This is a genomic window from Moorena sp. SIO1G6, assembly GCF_010672795.1.
Lineage (GTDB): Bacteria > Cyanobacteriota > Cyanobacteriia > Cyanobacteriales > Coleofasciculaceae > Moorena > Moorena producens.
On sequence record NZ_JAAHFZ010000008.1, the window covers coordinates 324,094 to 345,705 of the forward strand.

Consider the following 21,612-nt stretch of genomic DNA (forward strand, 5'->3'; position numbering starts at 1 on the left):
AAAGGTCAAAGTAGTGTAAACTATTAATAGCATCAATAAAGTCAATAGGGAAAAATGGAGAGATGGCCAGATGAAATTGATGTGTAGCCTTAATTTCCAGAATTGGTAGACTAATCACTATGGATCTGATTTTGTGTCATACCACCGTTGACTTTGATGCCCTAGGAGCAGCTGTAGGACTGACTCGCCTCAAGCCAGGAGCCAAAGCGGTACTAACTGGGGGGACTCATCCGGCTGTAAGAGATTTTTTGGCACTGCATCGGGATGAGTATGCCCTGATCGAGCGCCGCTCTGTACAATTGGCTCAGATTAATTCCGTAATTATTGTAGATACTCAAAAACGCGATCGCTTAGGCAAAGCAGGTGAGTGGTTAGACTTACCACAGTTAAATGCCATTGAAATTTACGACCATCATCCCGTACCCCAAACTGATATCCCGGCTACCTATACACAGATTGAACCTGTGGGAGCAACCACCACCTTAATTGTGGAGCAATTACAGCAATCCCAAATCCAGTTAACTACTGCTGAAGCCACGGTGATGGCATTGGCAATCCATGTAGATACAGGTTCCCTGACCTTTGACCAGACAACACCAAGAGATGGGGCGGCTTTGACCTGGTTAATGGAGCAAGGAGCTAATCTGCGTCAGATAGCTCAGTATGTTGATCCAGGGCTATCTCCTCAATTGGAAAAATTATTTAGGCAATCTCTAGACCTTTTGCAGGGACAAACCCACTTGGGTTACACCATTTCTTGGGTATTCCTAAACACTCCTGGGCATGTGCCTGGCTTATCGAGTTTGGCATCACGCTTACTAGAAGTAACTGAAAGCGATGCCCTGCTTTTGGGGGCTGAGTATCAACGAAAGTCCAAAGGAGAAACCTTACAACCGGCAGATTTACCAGTTGCAAGGTTTCAGGTTGAAGGTTATTCACCGTTTCCGGTTGGCGGTTTAACGGTTGAAGGTTCTGATCAACATTATAACCGGCAAAATTCAAAAATACAACCTCCAAGCAAAAAAAACCTTGAAACTCAAACCCAGACTAACTTTCAACCTTATAACCTCCAACCTTCCCCCGACACTAACCTGCAACCTTCCACCGATACTAACCTACCCAACTCCAACGCCAAGGGTGAACAACCTTGGCCAAAAGGCCACGCTACAGAAACAACCTCAACAAAGCTAACCATAATTGGGCGGACCCGAATTGAGGGGACGGATTTGAACCAGTTGTTGCAACCCCTAGGAGGGGGTGGACATTCCCAAGCCGCTGCCGTTACCTTACGAGACTGTGATGCCCAGACAATCCTAGAGCAGCTGGTTAACCAACTAAAAGACCAAATTCCCCAACCTCTGACGGCTCGGGATTTAATGTCATCCCCCGTGCGCACCATTCGCCCCAATACCAAGATTAAGGAAGCCCAGAGAATTTTGTTGCGCTATGGTCATTCGGGGCTTTCAGTAGTAGATCAAATTGACCAGCTGGTAGGAATTATCTCCCGACGAGACCTGGATTTAGCCTTGCACCACGGTTTTGGTCATGCTCCAGTCAAGGGCTACATGACGAAGGATATTAAGACCATTACTCCGGAAACCTCAATGGCAGACATTCAGTCCTTGATGGTGACTTACGATATTGGGCGTTTACCCGTTCTAGAGGATGGGCAACTAATGGGGATAGTGACCCGCACTGATGTATTGCGGCAACTGTTTCAGGAAGAGTTGAATGTTAAGCAGTTGAAGGTTGACGGGTCAAACCTGAAACCGGCGAACCTTAAACCAGCTAACATCAAGCCTCTGTTGGCTTCGAGCCTGTGGGAACTTTTGACCATAGCTGCCGAAAAAGCTCAGGAGCGGGGTTGGCATCTGTACGTAGTTGGAGGAGCTGTCAGAGACTTGTTACTAGCGGATGGGAACAAGCCACTACTGCTAAATGATATAGACTTGGTCGTAGATGGCTTTCACCGCTCAGCGGATGCGATCGCAGGAGTCACCCTGGCCAAGGAACTCCGTAAAATTTACCGTAAGGTGCGCTTGGAAGTACACGGGTCTTTTCAAACCGCTGCCTTGCTATGGCATAATGACCCGAAATTTGGCTCCCTTTGTGTAGATATTGCCACTGCTCGTACCGAGTTCTATCCTTATCCCGCTGCTAATCCTCAAGTCGAAGCTAGTTCCATTCGTCAAGACCTTTACCGCCGAGACTTTACCATCAACGCCATGGCAGCAAGGCTGACAAAGGTTAATCCCCAAGCTCAATTGCCCCTGTTGGACTTCTTTGGGGGTATGTTAGATTTGCGATCGCAAAAAATTCGAGTCCTACACGCCAATAGCTTTATTGAAGACCCAACCCGAATCTATCGAGCGGTAAGGTTTGCGGTGCGATTGGGATTTGAAATTGAACCCCAAACCAGGGAATATATCCACTATGCCATTCAGAGTGGGGTATATGAGCGTACTAAAGCGGAAAACACCAAAGTCCCAGCACTCCAAACCCGACTCAAAGCAGAACTTAACTATATGTTGCAAGCCCCCTACTGGCAACCAGCATTGCAGTTATTGTCATCATTAGGAGCGTTGCGGTGTCTTCATCCTACCCTGACCCTAGATAAACCATTATGGTGGCGAGTGCGTTTGGTTGGGCGCTGGCTACAGAGATTTGACCCAAAGCAAACCTTAAGACACTGGCAGATGCGTTTGGAAGTATTGATTGCTGATCTAGCACCAGACGAACGGGTTAAGGTAGCCAAGAATTTACAGTTGCCCGTAGACAGTGTTGAGCGTCTTCAAAAACTTGAGGGATGGCAAGGGGATTTCCTAGAATCTCTACCAACATGCCAGCTAAACAGTCAAATCGTCCACATGTTGCGCGAGTATAAATTACCTACCTTAGTATTGATTGGGGTGTATAGTCCTAGAGCGATCCGACGTAAAATTTGGCAGTATCTCACCACTTGGAGGAATGTTAAAGCGCCACTGGATGGCAATGATCTCAGAAAGTTAGGCTATAAGCCAGGAGCACACTATCGGGAAATTCTGGATGCACTCTTAGAGGCAACCCTAGACAGGGTGATTCAGGATCAGGCTGATGCTAAAGCATTTCTAGCCATACACTATCCACCTCTTGAGAAAGAATAAGGTAAAAGGTATAAAGGCGTAAGCATTCAGCAATCAGCTATCAGCAATCAGCTGATGCGCTACGCCCACGCTAGGCGAACAGCTTTTGAATAAAACAGGTAAGGATTGGAATAATGCTGAGTTACCGGAAGCTGCGATGGGATTCATAGTCTTTGGCTGATGGGCAAATCCCCAGACTTCCAATTCTCATTAATCTCGAATTATTAAATTGTCCCGTTCGCCTAGCGTGGCCATAGGCCTGCATAGGTTTATTTTAAGCTGACGGCTGACAGCTGACGGCTGAATGCTTAGATAAAGGCAAACCGACAACAGAGAACTGATAATGCTAGAATTCATCCGGTCTGATCTATCCGCATTAACGGCCTACACACCTCATCCTGGGGGCGAGGAAGGGAAAACACCAGAATCAACGGTTCCCCTAGATCGCCTGGATACGAATGAATGCCCCTTTGACTTACCAGGAGAGTTAAAGGAAAAATTAGCTTGGAGCTATCAACAGCTGATTCAAGCTAATCGATATCCCGATGGCGGACAGGGGAAACTCAAAAATGCGATCGCAGAATACGTTAACGAATCTGCTGCCCTAGACGACCGAGTAACAGCAAACCAGATTTCCGTAGGCAACGGTTCCGATGAACTAATTCGTTCTATCTTAATTGCCACCTGCTTAGGAGGAGAAGGCTCGATCCTAATCGCTAATCCCACCTTCTCCATGTATTCGATACTGGCACAGACCTTAGGAATACCAGTAGTGAGTGTAGGGCGTCGGGAAGAAAACTTTGAAATCAAGATCGACGATGCCCAAGCAGCCATTGAACAGACCCTCACAGAAACCTCGACCCAACGAGCAGCAATACGAGTAGTATTTGTAGTTCATCCTAACTCTCCCACCGCCAACCCCTTGACTCCCCAGGAATTAGACTGGTTGCGTGGTCTACCAGAGAATATTTTAGTAGTTATTGATGAAGCCTACTTTGAATTCAGCCAAGCCTCAGTAGTCCAAGAATTAGCCGACCATCCCAACTGGGTAATATTGAGGACATTTTCCAAAGCATTTCGTTTAGCCACTCACCGTGTTGGTTATAGCATCGCTGACCCAGAACTAATTGCTGCTCTCGAAAAAATGCGCTTACCCTACAACTTACCCAGCTTTTCTCAAGCTGCTGCCATAGTCGCTCTCAATCACAGACAAACTCTGCTAGCATCAATTCCCCAGGTTATCGCCGAGCGAGATAAGTTACTAAAAGCCCTATCAGAACATCCAGCCTTACAGGTTTGGCCAAGTGCTGCCAACTTCATCTACCTGCGTCTACGACAATCCGGCAACGAGTCTACTAGCAAAGACCTGACTCAGGTAACTCAGGCCATGAAAGATCAAGGCACCCTAATACGTCATACTGGAGGAGGATTGCGGATCACTGTGGGCTCTCCTGAGGAGAATACTCGTACATTGCAACGATTACAAGCAGTTCTGGGCTGAAAAGCTATTCATAGTAAACTTTTGCCTTTTGCCTTTTGCCCTTGCGGGTAGCGCTATATCCTCAAGTGTTTGTCACCGAACTTAGAGTTTTAGCAATCTCTACCAGCTGAAACCCAGGAGGATAAACCCCCTCAGCTTTGATGCGCTGGATAGCAGCCGGTGGGATAGCCAAATTTAGCTTTCTAGCAACAGCTCTGACTATATCACCCCGGTCAATGACACCTGCCACAGTTTCTGCGGGAGAAAGTACGCTTACACGCTTAATGTTAAGCTCCTCTAAGCTGTTAATCACCTCCACCAAAGGTGTTTTCTCTTGCACTGTGGGAATTTCTGATAAAGGGCGCACTATAGTTTCCAAGGTCTCAGTGTCCCAACGACTACGCTCCACAAAATGTAAATCCTCAATTTTCACTAGCCCACGATAGCGTCCATTAGTTGCAGCGTAGTAGGGCATTGGGTTTTGCCTATCGGTTAAGATATACTCATCAGCAAAAGAACGTAAGGTCTGGTTGGCTTCCACCACCCGAAAGTCACGGGTCATGGCATTAGATGCCATCAGCTTAAGTAAGACTTCTTGCAAGGTGGTTAGCTGGTCATAGGCACTGGCATTGCGAAAAATAAACCAGCCAATCAGAGTTGGCCAAATGAATGCCAAGGTACCGGTCAGCAGAGTCATGCCTAATCCTAGGGATAGGGCTATCAGCCCAAACCCCTTACCCGTTCTGGCAGCCCAACGCACACCTGTAAACAGATCTCCAGTTAGTTTCCAGACTGCTGCTTTCAACACTTGTCCACCATCTAAAGGTAGACCAGGAATTAGGTTAAATAATGCCAAGACTAGGTTGATTCTCGCTATCTCATTGGCGATAGTATATGCCCAAGCCGAGGTGGGTAATGTCAGAGTTAGGACATAAAACAGACCAAAGAGGATGAAGCTCACTAATGGTCCTGCGATCGCTACTTGAAAGGCTTCTCCTGGAGTCTTCGATTCTCGGTCAATCGACGCAATCCCGCCAAATATAAATAGGGTAATCGAATTAACTTTGATACCCTGAGAGAGGGCAGCTAGACTGTGACCTAATTCATGTAAAAGTACAGAACTAAATAACAACAGTGCCATCGCCAATCCAGCTACCCAAGCTAAAATCGACCCTAGGCTAGAGTCGAACTCTCGCGCATTAATCATCGTTACCAGTAGCAAGATGAAAAACCACGATGGGTCTAGAAACAGTGGGATTCCGAATAGAGAGCCAACTCGCCAACCTGATAGCATCACATTTTCCTTATCTGAGACCTTCCATAGCTCTACATACCAGCATAAAGTAACTCCTATGTTCTGGGCTCATGGAACTGCCACAGGCATCCGCTCACTCAGACGAGTGTTTAGGTCTGCAAGTAGGTCATTGCCACTACGACGAGCTTGCCAAGGACCAGTGTTATACTGATCGATTATCCATTGCCCATTCATCAAGTCTTCTGACTCAGCCAAGGTACCAATGTACTGGATTGGAGTCGATGAGCTAGTGATGTATCGCTTAGTAAATTGGATGCGCCGTCCGATTACCTCTCCACTTAGCTGGGCTTCTCCTAAGTAACCGTCGTCCAAAATATTCCCAGTGATTGTATTCTTGCTTTGAACCAGAGTTGCTTCAAACCGGGTGGGTACTCCCCCTTGCCAGTAAGTTCCGAGCCAAGTGCCAGTTAAGTCTGCCATGAACACCAAATTTTAGTGAGGAGTTAACTAACCATTATAATATAATTTTGGTCTATATAGCAAATTTAGATAAGTAAGTGGTGAGATTAAGAAGAAACCGAAAGAGGAGGAAGACACCGGAACCAATCGCACCTTTATCTCTTGGTTAACACAAACACACTCTAGTGATTCCCCCGTCCAAATTCCCGATTCCCGATTCCCGATTCCCGATTCCCTAATATTTCATAATTGTCTGACCAATACACGATTACACTATCATTGCGCTTTTTGCTGGCACTTTGGCAAATAAAAGTAGCATAGTCTAGCAATAATAATTCATATTAGATGCCATAGAGCAATACCACCTAGCTTATTAGTTGTCAAGGTTACAGGAATGATGATGGATGGGGAAGAATTACTGAAGCGATATGCTGCTGGAGAACGGGACTTTCCAGAAGCTAATCTACAGGGAGTATCTCTGGCGGGAGTAAACCTGAGCCAAGCTAACCTACGACGTGCTAATCTCAGCCAGAGTTGTCTCAAGGGCGCTATTCTTAAAGGTGTCAATCTGCGAGAAGCGAATTTATCTGGTGCTAATCTACAGGGAAGTGACCTGTGTGAAGCCAACCTTATTGTTAGTAACCTGAGTCAGGCAAATCTAACTAAGGCTAACTTGAGTAATGCTAATCTACGCAGTTGCCGCCTGATTGGAGTCAACCTCAGTAAAGCTAATCTGAGTGAAGCAATTCTGAGTGAGGCAATTCTCCAGAATGCTAACTTGAGTCACGCAAAACTGATTAGCACATCCTTGAACCGAGCCAAGCTTTCCCAAGCCCTCTTGGACGGAGCGATTTTGGAGGGAGCATCCCTCAACAATTGTATTCTGATCGAAGCGAATCTGATTGGGGCAAATTTGTCCCATACCCTGCTCAGTGGAGCCAACTTGACTAAGGCCAATCTCAATCAAGCAGACTTGAGTGGTGCAATAGCAAGTGGCTGCACCATGAGAAACACTATCCTAACGGATGCGAATCTCAGAGGAGCAAGGATGAGTTGGACAATTCTCCATGGTGCTAATCTCACCAAGGCTAATTTATACCGAGCTAACCTGTGTTGGTCGAATCTTAGCGAGGCAATATTGATTGAAGCTGTTTTAATTGATGCTAATCTGAATCAGGCTAACCTGCGTGAAGCTAAACTTAGCAAAGCGATTATGCCAAGTGGCAGTCAGCATCAATAGTTGAACCCAGTTTTTGATCAGCCCTGGCTTGTTTCACACATCAAATCGAAACGCTATAGCAAAATTAACAACTGATATTATGTCTGGTTATAAATTACCACTTAATAATTACAAATAACCTGTTAATAATTAATTGTAAAATGTTACTAATTACCTTTTACAATTTACTAATTACCTGTTACCTGTTACCAATTACCAATTACCAATTACCAATTACCAATTACCAATTACCCTCAATCATTCCATTAATCAGCAAAGCTGTGCAACCCAAACCACTTATCCAGTAAAGGTCTTCAGCAGTAACAATTGTGCTAACTCGCAAAAGCCCTCAGATTCTTTAGCATAAGTGACATAGGCTGGCACGCATCTGCAACCAACTCGACAACATCCAGCCCTGGCCAGGGCATTAGACTCTGATTCGAGTGGAAAGTGTTCGACAATTCAAAAAGGGGAGGCAACACCGTCTGGAAAAGGAAACACGCTACTATGTTGCTTCTTACGCCCTTGTCTGCTGAGTCCTTTGCCCAGGGCATCCCTTGGATATTGGGGTGTAGAGAACAAGGTTGATTATGTGCGCTTCGGTTACTCAGGGTGAAGATGCTTCACGTATTCCCATGCATCAGTTACCTCAAATCTTTGCCGTTGCTCGTAACTTTGCTCTAAATATCTATCGTTCTCATGACTTTTCAAATATGGCTCAGGCTCAAAGACGGTGCCAGTTTGGACTAGACACACAAAGAGCGCATTTTCAGAAATGTTATAGCCCTGGAAACAAGCACTGTCTTTAACTAATAATTTCAGCTAGTTTTGCGTTCACGACTCATTTAGAAACGCTATATTTCATTGTATTGGTTTTTTTAACTAAACTTCAATAAATCTTTACAGAATTATCATGAATCACGTTTATCATGTGTATAAATAATACAAACACTAAATAAGTGAGGGCAATTCAAGGGAATCTGTTTGCGGAAGATGAGGAAGATGGGGAAGATAGGGAAGATGAAAGTCGCGGAGATTTTACTGATCGGTTGCAACCTCCGCAATCTTCCTGACCTCCTCTGACAATATTTTATTTCTCTAACAATGGGATGCACCTACTCCAATTACCAATTACTTATTATCCATTACCAATTACTAATTACCATTTACCCATTACTAACAGTACTGACCCATTTGCCCCCTCCATCCACTAAACTTGGTGGAATTTATAAGCAGTACCCCCCAGATGTGGTTGCTAGGGGGCACAATCCACTTAACTGCGTAAGTCCTGACTAATTACCAAAAGGTAGGATTTCTTTGTTGTGACCCTACCGGAGAATTGGTATTAGTTGTCAGGGGGTGATCTATAGGGTTTCTGATACGTATTAAAATTGTTGGTTTTAATGCCACAATTGGAGGAGCAAGTAACGGGATTACAGAAATATTTTTTTAGACATCCGAGGAAAAAGCTTTGCTGATCAACACTCCAAGATTCAACAAAACATCGGTTGAGCGATTAGTCAATTTTTGGGCAACTCGCTATGTACCAGATTTATCAATTATCGCTTACAAAAATGGTGTTTTAAAGGTTTCTGATTTGCTACAATTTGCTTCCCGAAAGGGGCGCAATAAAACCGTTACCAAGTTAAAGCGTTTAATCCAGATTAACTGTGAGTGTGCGGGAATTAAAACAGATGCTATGTTCTCCTATATTCCTAATGTGGTTAATTTGACCGAGGCTAAGCGAATTGCTCAATTTGTTTGCTCCGTTTACGAAAAGGTACTGGAAATTTACGAGGAGCAATCCCCGAATCCTAGTTTAATGGCAGCAATACGACTAGGAGAGACAATTAATTTCTTCACAGATTTCTCTAGCCCGTGGACAATGATAGCGCTAGAGTTACCAGCCATAGAAAAGCTAACCACCTCTCTCGAACCTGTATTGCGGCAACTGCGGGAGCAACATATATCAGCAAAAGACCGTAGAGCCATTGGTTTTGTTACCACACAGTTTCACTTCAGCACTCAGTTAGTACTCAATCGGCTGACATTGCCAGAACAAATTTTGCTCAGTCCCTACTTTAAGTTTGTGGAGGAGCAAGTTTCTATCCCCTGGCAACGAATCTGTAATGCAGCGGCTTTGCATGATTTTAACTCACCTACCTTAGCCTTAGTGGAGCAACTCTTACCTGTTAGTCAGGATATTGCTCAGACTGTCTACCAACGCACAGAGGAATTGCACTCTGGTCATTTTAGCCGTCGGGGAGGGTTGGACGATCCAGGAATTAAGGCTTCGACTATCAGAGATTTAGAAATGTTCCAGGGTTACCTATGGCTATGTGCTTTGGAGGGGAATATGACATCAATAGAACAGGAACTGTTGCCGTTGTGTTTACTGGTATTTCCTAGCGTAGACGTAAGTTGGAAGCTGGCGGAAAAAATGTTGCAGTTGCTGGTGGATGAACTAAACGCTCGTATAGAGTCAGATCAGATGTACCTATTGCTTCCTTATACTAAAGGACTGCTGGAGTTATTCTCTGACCTGGAGCAGAAGGCGTTATGATATCATCTAGCAGTCCTAAATCTTGGTGGCAGGAACAAACTTCGTCCCGGAAGCGGTCAGACTAGTGCAGGCAGGCAGAAATAATACCAATTCTTCAAAGTAGGACTACAGATGCAGATGGCCAGGGTGCATCTCATATTTGTAAAAAAGACGGGAAGTGTGGGGCCCGGGCGCGGGGCCCGGGCGCGGGAAGTGTGGAGATTTTATTAGAATTTTTGCCTAATTGCATGCATTAAGATGCACCCGATGGCCAGATGGGGAGATGGCCAGATGAAATTGATGTGTAGGTGTGTAAGCCCTAAGAATTGGTATAACTCCCCAGGCGGATCAGGTGGCTTACTGCAGAATAGGGCCAGATGTCAGTTTGAACCTAAAATCGCTAGTCTAACTGGTAGTAACCTTCTTTAGTTTCCTTATGGCTACCTTGCGCTTACATCTTCTCGGACCCAAACTAAGCAAGTGGATGATCATAGCATTATCCGCTGCTATACTCCCGTTATGTTTTGCTAGTGTGACCTTGTCCCAATCAAGTGATAATGATAATCCCAATCCATTGGAACTGACTGCTCCTGATCCCCTCCTTCCTTCCTTATCCCCAGACGAACCTCTCAACCCCTCCGAACGTTCTAGACTCAAGCAAGCGTTGGATGAACTGAATGCTGAAGCTGAAGCTGAATTCAAAGCTGGTAATCAATCCAAAGCCTTTGACATCTGGTATCGGGAAATCCGGCTGCGGCGAGTGCTAGGGGATCCCGTGGCAGAAGTGCAAACCTTGGGCAGAGTAGGAGGAGTTGCCTGGAATGAAAACAATAAGCAGTCAGTACAACTAATTACGGCACGCTTGGAAGAGATTCAGCAGGAAAATGAAGCAGAAGACTCGATCAATCTGCCACTGTTAAAAGCTTTGGGTAAGGCTTATGAACAGATTCGATTGCCAGGACAAGCTTTGACAGTCTATGAGCAAATTCTCGCTGATGCTCGAAACCAGGGCGATATGGCAGCGGTTGAGGCTACCTTGAAGACCATGGGTGAATTGCACATGGCTTGGTTTGATTATCCCAAAGCAGCAGAAACCTATGAGGAATTACTGGCTCAAGTTCAGACCGATGTTCCTTTGGAACCGCTTCGCGAACGCATAAATGAAGAAGTGGCTTATTTACAAGAGCTAGCTTATATCTACGACCAAGACCAACAACCGGACCAGGCATTGCCCAAAAAGCAGCAATTAGTGGACATTTACCTAAATCAAGGTAATGATACCCAGATTCCAGCCCTGAAAATTGCGATCGCATCTGACTACAACAGCCTCAATCAACCAGAAAAAGCTAGTCAAACCTATCAGGAAGCCTATGCCTTAGCCTGGTCTCTACAGCAGTTTGCCCATGCTAGCGAAGCACTACAACCTCTAGCACAACTTTACCTTACCTCTAAGCAGCCAGAGTTTGCCTTGCAAGTTTATGAGGTTTTGCTGCAAGTTGAACAACAGTCCTATAATTACTATGGCTTGATGAATACTTACGACAACATTGGTCAAATTTATCTGGATATGAACAATTATCCTCAAGCCTTAGCAGCATTTCAAAAGGGGCTAGACTTAGCTGAGTCATTGCAGCATCGCGAAGCTTATTTTGTCAATAAAATTCAGTTAGTGAATCGGCAAAATTTGTAGTATAATTTGTTTAGATAGTTTAACAACTAATGACTATAGCCCAGGGAATCGGGAATCGGTACTTTTGCATGAAGTAGTTATCGATTAAGTTGGTATCTTGGCATTGCTGAATTAAGGAATGAATGCGCGATCATCTGTTTTTGTTAAAGCCCCCTAAATCCCCCAATTCTGGGGGACGCAAGAAAGTTTTGTTCCCCCCAGAATTGGGGGGCTAGGGGGGCGAAACCATACCCAGAATTAGGAACGCCGGTATTTTGATACCAATGCTGGAAATTAGGACTAAAGATCAATTTCATATCCCTATCTCCCCATATCCCTATCTCCCTATCTTCCCATCTCCGGAGCTAGACAACCGCTTCACTCCTCACCGTTATCTGAATCATCAGAGTCGCTCAAGAAATACAACAATGCACAAATAGCAGCAACAATACCTAACAATGGAGATTCAGTAGAGAGGGTTAGAACTAGTAACACAATTTCCAGAAGGGTTTGGAAGCTTTCGAGATTGTTCATGAAAATTGTTTCAGGTGAACTACAATTTCATCAAACCCTGGGGCTAAAGCAGTTCAAACCTTGGAAGCTGTTGAGCTGACGTGAGTTATGGCCAACTTATAATTCATTGCCGACTTGTACCTGAGTTGTACCTGAGTTGGGCTGAGTGACTATAAAAGATAGTTATAGTTTGAGTAGTTGATCAGACCGAACCTATGTCTCGCTCACTCAGAGTTCATCCCGAGTATATTGACCAGGTTAAATTAGCCCTTAAGCGCAACGGTTATCCTCGCCAGAAAGACTTAGCTGAGGAATTGGAGATATCTCTATCAACCCTCAATAATTACCTCAATGGCCGACCTGTCGATAACCTGAATTTTCAAGAAATTAGTGAAAAATTGGGACAAGACTGGAAAGCGATCGCTCTTCTAGATCAAGAAAGCACACCAAGCAATAGCAACGTTAATCGAGATCCGTGGAAACCGGATTTAGATCAGGACGAGTCTATCCCTGACGTTGACTATTATGTTGAACGTCCTCCCATTGAAACCACTTGTTATCAAACACTTTTACGTCCCGGTGCCTTGGTGAGAATTAAAGCACCAAGTCTAATGGGGAAGACCTTACTGATAGCTAGAGTGCTGAGAAAGTTGGTTGCCCAGCAGGGCTATCAAACTGTGTATATTAACCTGCACCTGGCTAACCACGCTGACCTTGCCAATCTTAATTCATTACTAAAGTGGTTTAGCTTCTGTGTCAGTGAGAGTTTAGGATTAGCTAATCGATTAGCTGATTACTGGTACGAAGGATTATCGACCAGTAAAATGGCTTGTACCAACTACTTTGAACGGTATTTGCTAAGGCAGGTTAACAGGCCAGTAGTCCTATGTTTGGATGAAGTTGACCGAGTTTTTCCTCACCGTGATGTGGCATCAGACTTTTTAGGAATGCTAAGGGCTTGGCATGAGAAAGCCAAGATGGGTAAACGTTTAGAACGCCTCCGATTAGTGGTAGTTCATTCCACAGAAGTTTATATTCCCCTGAACCTTAACGAATCCCCGTTTAATGTTGGTGTTCCGATTGAGTTACCGGAATTGACCCAAGAGCAAATTCTTCAATTAGCCCAACAATACCAACTTGATTGTACAGCATCTGAGGTTGAGCAATTGCAGGGGTTAGTAGGGGGACATCCCTATTTAATTGGCGAATGCTTTAACCATCTCAAATTTAATGGTACTGGTTACCTTGAGCAGGTATTAACCAATGCCGCCACCGAAGCTGGGATTTATCGCAATCATTTACGACACCTCTGGCAGATGCTACAGCAACATCAAGCTTTGGCTGATGCCTTTAAAGACGTGATTGAGGCCAGTTGTCCGATTCCCTTAGAATCCCGATCAGCTTACAAACTACACAGTATGGGATTAGTGAATTTACAAGGACATCAAGTAACTCTCCGTTGTCAGTTGTATCGGGAGTATTTTCAAGCGCGATTCCAGGAGACCCCATGATGAAAACCCAGACTATGCAAATCTATCAAGTAGGCGGCGCATTACCCCTTAATGCTAGCAGTTATGTCAAACGTCAGGCCGATGAGGAGTTGTATAAATACCTAAAAGCAGGGGAATTTTGTTATGTCTTAAATTCCCGTCAGATGGGCAAATCTTCCTTGAAAGTTCAAACAGTAAAACGGTTGCAACAAGAAGAAATTGTTTGTGCTTCTATTGATATTACCATGCTGGGGTCGCAACAGATTCCCCCACGGGAATGGTATGGCGGTTTGATTAGTGGGTTGGTGTCTGAGTTGGAACTCTACGACAGGTTTGATGAATACCATTGGCTTCAACAGCACCAAAAAATTTCTCCGGTGCAGTGCTTTGGTAAGTTTCTCAAAGAGGTATTGTTTGAATATATTGCTCAACCAATTGTTATTTTTATTGATGAAATCGATAGCGTTCTGCAATTAAGTTTCAAAGATGACTTCTTTGCCCTAATTCGAGCTTGTTACAACAAACGGGCGGAAAATTCTGCCTATAATCGCCTTAGTTTTGTGCTGTTGGGGGTGGCTACACCAGGGGATTTGATTGGTGATAAAGACCGAACTCCTTTTAATATTGGACGGGCGGTAGAGTTACATGGCTTTCAAAGAGATGAAGTTGAGCCGTTAGTCAGGGGATTGGCGGGACAAGTCAGCAACCCCCAGGCTGTTATCCAGGAAATATTAGACTGGACAGGAGGACAGCCCTTTCTTACCCAAAAGCTGTGTCAGTTGGTGGTTAGTTCTGCCTCGGTTTTCGATCCCTTAAAAAAGGGGGAGAAGGAATGGATTGAGAAATTGGTGCGATCCCATGTGATCTCGAACTGGGAAGCTACCGATGAGCCAGAACATTTGAAGACCATACGCGATCGCATCTTGAGTAATGAGCAACGCTCTGCCTACTTGTTGGAATTGTATCAGCAGGTGTGGCAACAGGGGGAAGTTGTTGCTAATAACAGTTTTGAGGAAGGTAAGTTACAGTTATCTGGATTAGTGGTTAAGCAGAGAGTTGGAGCTTTTCCAGTTCTTAAAGTATATAACCGTATCTACCATCAAGTCTTTAATCAAGACTGGATTGAACAAGAATTAGCTGCATTACGTCCCTATTCAGAAGGGTTTAGGGCTTGGGTGGCGTCGGGATGTCAGGATGAATCGCTATTGTTGCGGGGGAAGGCTCTCAAGGATGCTCAGGCTTGGGCGAAAAGAAAGAATTTAAGTTATTTGGATCAGCAGTTTTTGGCGGCCAGTGAAAAGAAGGGGATTGAGGAGCAAATTGCTCAATTAGACAGAGAGAGGAAGGATCGGGAAGCGACCCAGAAGAGAAATCAGGTACTAACTGAGGCGAATCGGAAGGCTCAACGGCGGATTCAGATTGGCGCTGTGGTGCTCAGTATAGCTGTGTTGGGAGCAATTGTTTCAGGATTAGTGGCAGCAAAAGAAGTGATCATGGTAGCGGAAGCTAAAGCTGCTCATAAAAAAATCAAAGAAGATATCCAAACCATTAATAGGCTCTCTGAACTTGCTACAGAACTCCAACAAAAGGGGCTGTATTCTGAAGCACAAGAGGCATGGTTTCAAGTCAGTCAGTCTACACTAATCCAAGAAGACAAACGCAATATCAAGCAAGCCATGCTCCTAGCTTCGATTTCTTTAGCTAATCAGCAACTTAGTCAGAAGTATCAAGATATCAAACAGAATAGTAAAGCAATCGAACGGTGGAATGAGGCTACACAAAAAATTGAACAGATAGAAGAAAAAAATCTCTTACCCTCACAACCAAATCCAGATGTCCCCGAAGAATGGGCAATTTATGTTCATGTCAAAAGAGTCCAGGGGAGTATACTGAGGAAAGAAGGGAATATAGAGGAAGCATTACAAGCTTACAAGCAAGCCTTTGATAGACTTGATACTGCTTGGAAAAAGTTTCCAAACGTTGATCTCGATACAGAAATTCCTATACCTAGCTTTCTTCCTCAACAACAGTCCATCCTCTCAACGAATGCCGTAGAAAATTTGCATCGGGAATACATTGAGTTACTATCTGAAAACGGTCAAGACTATCAAATGGTCAAAAACTCTCTTTTCAATCACTTCCTAGCTGAAATTCACTTCTTTATGAAGTCGGAAAATTGGAAAGATGCTGACCTAAAAAATGTTCGTATCATGCTTTACATCGCTGATCGAGAAAAAGAAGGTTGGCTCAATGTCGAACATATTGAACAATGCTCCTGCCAAAAGCTACGTACTCTTAACACCCTTTGGGTCAAACACTCAGATGGCAAGTTTGGCTTCAGTGTACAAAAGCAGATCTTGGACAAAATTATTGCTGAGCGTGGCTTACCCAAGGGAGAGTATGATAAATTATTAGATGAAACATGGTACGAGTGGTGGGAAAAAGTAAACTGGTTTGCAGAAATTTTCAACAAAAACAAAGCCGAGGAAGGTCACTTACCCTTGGCACCGTGGAACACCAAGGATAATCGTACTGAGACTTTCCGGGGAGGAGACCCCCCAGTGACTCCTTGGCGCAAGTCTTTTCTGAGTGTTCTATTCTCCCGTTGCGACTGGTAGACTTTAATATATAAGTGTTCCAGCCTTCTGTAAAAATTCCTTCAGCAAGTGCTAACTAAGAGTGATAACTATAGCGCTGCACCCAGCACTATAGCTTTTGTATCTGGGCGATGCTGTGGTGATGCGCGTTTTTTGGGTCGGTTTTGTTAGTAACAAAAATCATGAATAGCTGATAGCTAACCGCTCAAACTATAACCTTAAAAATTATAATTTTAAGGTTAACTTAGCGGTCATTTCCTTACTAATTATCCCATTCTTCCGGATCATCAATCATGCCGGGATTAATTAGAGTAATATCATACTCATCCATTTGATCTACTGGATCAGTTGGGGTATTCTCTCGCTTGAGTAGATAATATTTAGCACTGACCTTAGGGGCAAAAATTACCTCATCTTCATCTTCGAGATCATGGGCTTGAAGCTTACGACCATTGATTAAAATGCCATTGGAACTAGCCTTCCCTTTGAGGTTACCATCAAAAATTCGGTAGTAGGGACTGCCATCAGAACGTCTACGCCTGACTAAGGTCGCATGTCGGCGAGACACAAACTTTGAAAACAGGCGGATATCAGACTCTGGATCTCTACCAATAGAATATACCTCCTCTTCCAAGGGAATCTGCTTGCTTCCCTTGTCATCCTCAATAATCAGTAAATGGTTGTGGTCAGATTGTGTAGCCATGAATCGCTCGTGATCAAAAGGGTAATTGGTTGAAAACAATGCTCTTATTTACTTACATTGGCACAGCTCTCAACCAGCTTGCGAGTGACTTAAGGACTGATTTACTTATAAAACTCTCCTGAGTGCTCAGCATTACCTGATTATCCCTTGAATCAATAAAAAGTAAACTACCAGACACCAAGCTTACCCTAAGGTGGTTCCTTCCAACTACCAAAAGAAGTATAGCCTTGTGAAACCTTGCTGCTCTGATGGTCTATTATAGGTATTCAACTGGACTTGATCTAATTCCGTAAACGGGTTAGCAACAGTGAATTTGTGACAACACTAACTGAGCTGAAAGCCATTAAGGCACCAGCAGCAGCAGGAGAAAGTACCATCCCAAATCCTGGTAGTAGCCCACCAGCGGCCATGGGAATACCCAATATATTGTAACCTAATGCCCAAAACAGATTCTGGCGGATTTTGTTGAAGGTGGCTCGTGATAGGTCTATGGACTTGACCACATCGAGCAAGTTATTTCTGATCAGAATAATTCCTGCTGTTTCCGCTGCCACATCGGTTCCCCCATGCAAGGCAATCCCAACATCAGCTTGTGCTAGAGCTGGACTGTCATTGATGCCATCTCCCACCATAGCGACACAGTGTCCTTGGTCTTGAAGGTTTGCGATCGCATTAGCTTTGCCATCAGGAAGCACCCCAGCAATAACATCCTCTGGCTCTATTGACAAAGTTTTGGCCACAGCAGCCGCCACTACCGGTCTATCACCAGTTAGCATCATCACCCGCAATCCTAGGTCTTTGAGGTGTTCTACTGTTTGTTTAGCCTCAACTCTCGGAATATCATTCACAGCAATTAATCCAACTAGTAGCCCATCAACAGCTACGTAAACTACTGTTTTACCCCCATCTGCCAAAGCCTTGACTTCCCCTTGAGCAGTATCACTAATCGTAATACCCTGCTTACTCAACCAGTCTGCACTGCCAAGCACTACCAGTTGCTTTTCTACTAAAGCTGATACTCCCAATCCTGGTTCTGTGTAAAAATCTTGAGCCCCTAACATCGGTAACTGTTGCTGTTGAGCTTCGGTAACAATCGCGCTACCTAAGGGATGGGATGTGCCACTTTCAGCTGCTGCTGCCAGTTGCAGCAATTGGCTAGCAGAAGATACAGCAATGGTTTTCGTACCAATAGCCCTCTGTTGGTCATGCTCTGTGTCAGGTTGAATCAGCACGCAATCGGTAACTGTCGGTTCACCCTGAGTTAGGGTACCAGTTTTGTCAAAAACCACAGTATCCAGCCGATGCACCTGTTCTAAAATGTCACCGCCTTTGATTAATAAGCCCCGCTTTGCCCCTAGGCTGGTACCCACTAGAATGGCGGTAGGTGTGGCTAGACCCAAGGCACAGGGACAAGCAATCACTAAAACTGCGATCGCTAATTTCAAACTCAACAGTAACTCAGAAGCCGCCATGGTTGACCAGACCTCTGGCCAGATTTTAGTCCCAGCCACGTACCAAAATAGGAAGGTTAAAAATGCGATCGCCATCACCCCGTAGGTAAAATACCCTGCTACCAAATCCGCTAACTGCTGTACTGGCGCTTTCCGAGTTTGCGCTTCCTCCACTAGTGCTACAATTTGTGCCAGAGTAGTTTCTTTACCAGTACGGGTTGCCTTTACCACCAGCACTCCCGATTGATTCAACGTACCACCAGTAACCATGTCCCCTGGTTCCTTGAATACTGGTAGCGATTCCCCGGTTAGCATTGACTCATCAATTGATGAGACTCCCGTAATCACTTCCCCATCTACAGGAACTTTTTCCCCAGGTAATATCCTTAAGCATTCTCCCACCCGGACTTGCTCCACAGGAATTTCGATACCCGTTTGATCACCTTCTTTACTTTCTAATGTTCCAATTAACCGGGCTACCTGAGGCTGTAGGGATAGCAAAGACTCAAAATCAGCAGTAGCTTGATATCGTGCCCCCTGTTCTAAGGTCCGACCTAAAAGAATAAAACCCAGCAACATCACTGGCTCATCAAAGAAACATTCCCATCCCAGATTAGGGAATAGTAATGCCACACAGCTAGTCGTGTAAGCTGTCACCGCCCCCAGTCCGATCAACGTATTCATATTGGGAGCACCCTGCCACAAACCGCGCCCACCCTCTACGATAATAGAGCGTCCCGGAAGTAATAGCGCTAGAGTTGCCAGTCCCCAATGGAACCACAAAGTACTCAATACTGGCAGCATTGGTCCATGGAACCAATGACCGATATGTCCTACTGTAGAGAAGACAATCAGCACAGCAGCAATCACTAGTTGCTGGCGGTATGCTCTAGCTTCTTGCTGATGTCTCTGGGCTGGTGTTAACCTATCCTGGCTCTTAGTTCCCTGTTCAGTTTCAGGTAAACGGGGTTGACTAGGAAACCCTTTTGATGTAAGCAGCTCAGCTAGGACAGTTGGTTCCACCTCACCAGCTTGATACTCCACCACAGCTACCCCAGTTACCAGATTGACACAGGCTTTCGATACCCCAGGCTTACTGCTCAGTTGCCGTTCCACTACACCAACACAACCAGCACATTTCATGCCAGTTACATCTAATGTGATCGTTTCTACAGGCAAAGCTGGTTGGGTTAAGGTAGTCTTGGCGGAAGTTGGGATAGATTTTGGCATAGATTTGGTCAACAGCTTTAGTAATAGTGGCAATGCCTAGAGGATTAAGAGCAACACATTCCTCTAATTTCCAGCTTAAGCTAACAGCTCGTCAACTAGGCTACAGTTAATTTTATAATGGTTATCATTATTTTTTTTATGTCAATGAGGACAACAGGAGACTTGGAAAAAAAAGCTGATCCAGCTTAGATAATCGAGATAGCAATAACTTAAGGGTTTCGAAAAGTTTTGAACCTGTGAATAGTAAAAAAAAGCCCTAAATAGATTAACTGTGCCAGTAGCTTAGTCTTGAAATTCCGATTGACCTTGGCCTAAAGGCCAAAAGGCCAGGAATTATGAAGGAGAATATCAAGGAAATATGAAGTAAATATGAAGTATTTCAAGAAACGAGCACTTATGATTTTACTGTCATGAAGGGAACTTCCCTGAAAATCTAGTAAGTCTCACTTGTAAGTCTCAACTTAGACGGAGCAAATGACACAGAAATATACAGAAGCAGACACAGAAGCGTTTTACGATCACGAAGACAGCATGTATCGTAGCTTCTGGGATTCTGAAGGCAGTTTACATTGGGGCTATTTTGACAACTTAGCTGACGCTCGTGCTCAAGACTTTGTCCGAGCTTGCCACCGTTGGAATGAATATATGCTCGCCTGCAGTGGGCTGACTACTGAATCTAGGGTACTTGATATCGGTTGCGGCAACGGCAACACCGCTATCTGGCTAGCCCAGCAGACAGGATGTGAAGTTGTCGGCATTGACATCAGTACAGTCCGGGTTGGCAATGCCAAGGCATTAGCTCAGGAGTATCCGTCCCTACGCCTGTCCTTTCAGAAAGCATCAGTAACTAGCCTACCTTTCTCAGACAATTCCTTTACCCATGTCTGGAGCCAAGCCACCCTTTACCATGTCCACCAGCGGGAGCTAGCTCTGAAGGAGATTTACCGTGTTCTTCAGGAACGAGGCATCTTCCTGTTCGATGATCTGATCACTCCAGTGTCCGAGATCAGCCCAGAAGGCCAAAAGCACGTTTATCAACGACTACTGTTTGAACCAACATTTAGCTATGAGTCCTACGCAAAAACACTCAGTGAAATTGGCTTGATGGTGTTGGAGGCTAAAGACTTGAGCGAACACCTCAATAAGAGCTACCAACTCTTGTCAGAGCTAGCTCTGAGCAAGTATCCGAAACTTAGCGCTTCCTATGATAAGATGTGCGAGGCGATCGCAGCTCGGGAACTTGGATGGAGTTTCTATCGCTGTCAAAAGGTAAGCGATCGCGTGTCGTGGATCTACGGAACCAATGATGAAAAAACGTTACAAGATAAGTACAATGCTTGGGCGACCATTTACGATGCTGACTTAGACGAGACCTATCGCTGCTCTCCCGTTCTATCCGCTAGGGCTCTGGCAAAGGTACTGCCAAATAAAGCAGCAAGCATTCTTGATGTTGGAGCAGGTACAGGAATGGTGGGTGAGGCTTTGGCAGAGCTAGGATACACCAACATTACAGCAGTTGACTTCTCCGAGGAAATGCTGGAGGTAGCTAGGAAGAAGCAAGTTTACACTGCCTTGCACCAAGGGAACGTGGCAGAACCTCTAACCTTCTCTACTCCTGAGGCGTTCGACGGGATTGTGGTGTTGGGGGTATTCACCTTTGGTCACGCCCATCCTAAAGGGTTGCGAAACTTATTCAAACTATTGAAGTCTGGAGGATATTTTGTCCTAACCCTGCGAGTTGACTACTACGAAAGCAACGATTCATTACAAGAGATTCTCGAAGAGCTTTCATGGAGTATACTCGATCGAGTAGAATTTAACATCTTTGAATCAGAACCAATGGTTGCTCTAGTGCTGAAAAAGCACTAATTGCTGATAGTTT

The 21,612-nt window shown here is 44.7% G+C and carries 15 protein-coding genes; 9 read left to right on the plus strand and 6 right to left on the minus strand.

Annotation, left to right across the window (positions count from 1 at the left end):
• The first annotated feature begins 119 nt into the window (after positions 1-119).
• Complete coding sequence (locus F6K63_RS10695) at positions 120-3,143, plus strand: CBS domain-containing protein (RefSeq protein WP_287312051.1); 3,024 nt, start codon at positions 120-122, stop codon at positions 3,141-3,143.
• 322 nt (positions 3,144-3,465) lie between these two features.
• On the plus strand, positions 3,466-4,623 hold the full coding sequence (locus F6K63_RS10700) for a histidinol-phosphate transaminase (RefSeq protein ID WP_008188364.1): 1,158 nt from the start codon (positions 3,466-3,468) through the stop codon (positions 4,621-4,623).
• 61 nt (positions 4,624-4,684) lie between these two features.
• Here F6K63_RS10700 and F6K63_RS10705 read toward each other — a convergent pair whose 3' ends face one another.
• From F6K63_RS10705 to F6K63_RS10715, 3 genes are all read right to left on the minus strand, one after another.
• Entirely contained in the window at positions 4,685-5,896 is a 1,212-nt protein-coding gene (locus tag F6K63_RS10705) for a site-2 protease family protein (RefSeq protein ID WP_287312053.1), read from the minus strand.
• A 69-nt stretch (positions 5,897-5,965) separates the two neighbouring features.
• Positions 5,966-6,337, minus strand: coding sequence for a hypothetical protein (locus F6K63_RS10710; RefSeq protein ID WP_008188360.1), 372 nt, complete (start codon positions 6,335-6,337; stop codon positions 5,966-5,968).
• 161 nt (positions 6,338-6,498) lie between these two features.
• Positions 6,499-6,645: a hypothetical protein gene (locus F6K63_RS10715; RefSeq protein WP_154659917.1), complete on the minus strand. Its 147-nt coding sequence runs from the start codon at positions 6,643-6,645 to the stop codon at positions 6,499-6,501.
• 65 nt (positions 6,646-6,710) lie between these two features.
• On the opposite strand from F6K63_RS10715, the gene F6K63_RS10720 reads away from it, so the two are divergent.
• The 4 genes from F6K63_RS10720 (at position 6,711) to F6K63_RS10735 (ending at position 11,767) form a co-directional block, all read left to right on the plus strand.
• Entirely contained in the window at positions 6,711-7,556 is an 846-nt protein-coding gene (locus F6K63_RS10720) for a pentapeptide repeat-containing protein (protein ID WP_008188357.1), read from the plus strand.
• Positions 7,557-8,125: 569 nt separating this feature from the next.
• Positions 8,126-8,344, plus strand: a complete 219-nt coding sequence (locus tag F6K63_RS10725; RefSeq protein ID WP_131827195.1) for a hypothetical protein — start codon at positions 8,126-8,128, stop codon at positions 8,342-8,344.
• A 662-nt stretch (positions 8,345-9,006) separates the two neighbouring features.
• A complete protein-coding gene (locus F6K63_RS10730) occupies positions 9,007-10,098 on the plus strand; it encodes a hypothetical protein (RefSeq protein ID WP_071106320.1) in 1,092 nt (363 codons plus the stop codon).
• A gap of 415 nt (positions 10,099-10,513) precedes the next feature.
• The gene (locus F6K63_RS10735) at positions 10,514-11,767 is read left to right on the plus strand and encodes a tetratricopeptide repeat protein (protein WP_287312056.1); all 1,254 of its coding nucleotides are present in this window, start codon (positions 10,514-10,516) and stop codon (positions 11,765-11,767) included.
• 357 nt (positions 11,768-12,124) lie between these two features.
• On the opposite strand, the gene F6K63_RS10740 is transcribed toward F6K63_RS10735, so the two are convergent.
• Entirely contained in the window at positions 12,125-12,280 is a 156-nt protein-coding gene (locus F6K63_RS10740) for a hypothetical protein (RefSeq protein WP_287312058.1), read from the minus strand.
• 194 nt (positions 12,281-12,474) lie between these two features.
• On the opposite strand from F6K63_RS10740, the gene F6K63_RS10745 reads away from it, so the two are divergent.
• Both F6K63_RS10745 and F6K63_RS10750 read left to right on the plus strand, forming a co-directional pair.
• A complete protein-coding gene (locus F6K63_RS10745) occupies positions 12,475-13,770 on the plus strand; it encodes an AAA-like domain-containing protein (RefSeq protein WP_287312060.1) in 1,296 nt (431 codons plus the stop codon).
• The gene (locus F6K63_RS10750) at positions 13,767-16,367 is read left to right on the plus strand and encodes an AAA-like domain-containing protein (protein ID WP_287312061.1); all 2,601 of its coding nucleotides are present in this window, start codon (positions 13,767-13,769) and stop codon (positions 16,365-16,367) included. Before F6K63_RS10745 ends, F6K63_RS10750 begins: the two co-directional genes overlap by 4 nt.
• A gap of 241 nt (positions 16,368-16,608) precedes the next feature.
• Here the strand turns inward: F6K63_RS10750 and F6K63_RS10755 are convergent, their stop codons facing one another.
• Together F6K63_RS10755 and F6K63_RS10760 are read right to left on the minus strand one after the other, a co-directional pair.
• Positions 16,609-17,049 carry an FHA domain-containing protein gene (locus F6K63_RS10755; protein WP_287312063.1) on the minus strand — a complete coding sequence of 147 codons (441 nt, stop codon included), beginning with the start codon at positions 17,047-17,049 and terminating at the stop codon, positions 16,609-16,611.
• Between the two features lie 281 nt (positions 17,050-17,330).
• Positions 17,331-19,730, minus strand: a complete 2,400-nt coding sequence (locus F6K63_RS10760; protein ID WP_287312064.1) for a heavy metal translocating P-type ATPase — start codon at positions 19,728-19,730, stop codon at positions 17,331-17,333.
• A 474-nt stretch (positions 19,731-20,204) separates the two neighbouring features.
• Between F6K63_RS10760 and F6K63_RS10765 the strand changes: the two genes are divergently transcribed.
• Positions 20,205-21,599, plus strand: coding sequence for a methyltransferase domain-containing protein (locus F6K63_RS10765; protein WP_287312066.1), 1,395 nt, complete (start codon positions 20,205-20,207; stop codon positions 21,597-21,599).
• The last annotated feature ends 13 nt before the right edge of the window (positions 21,600-21,612 follow it).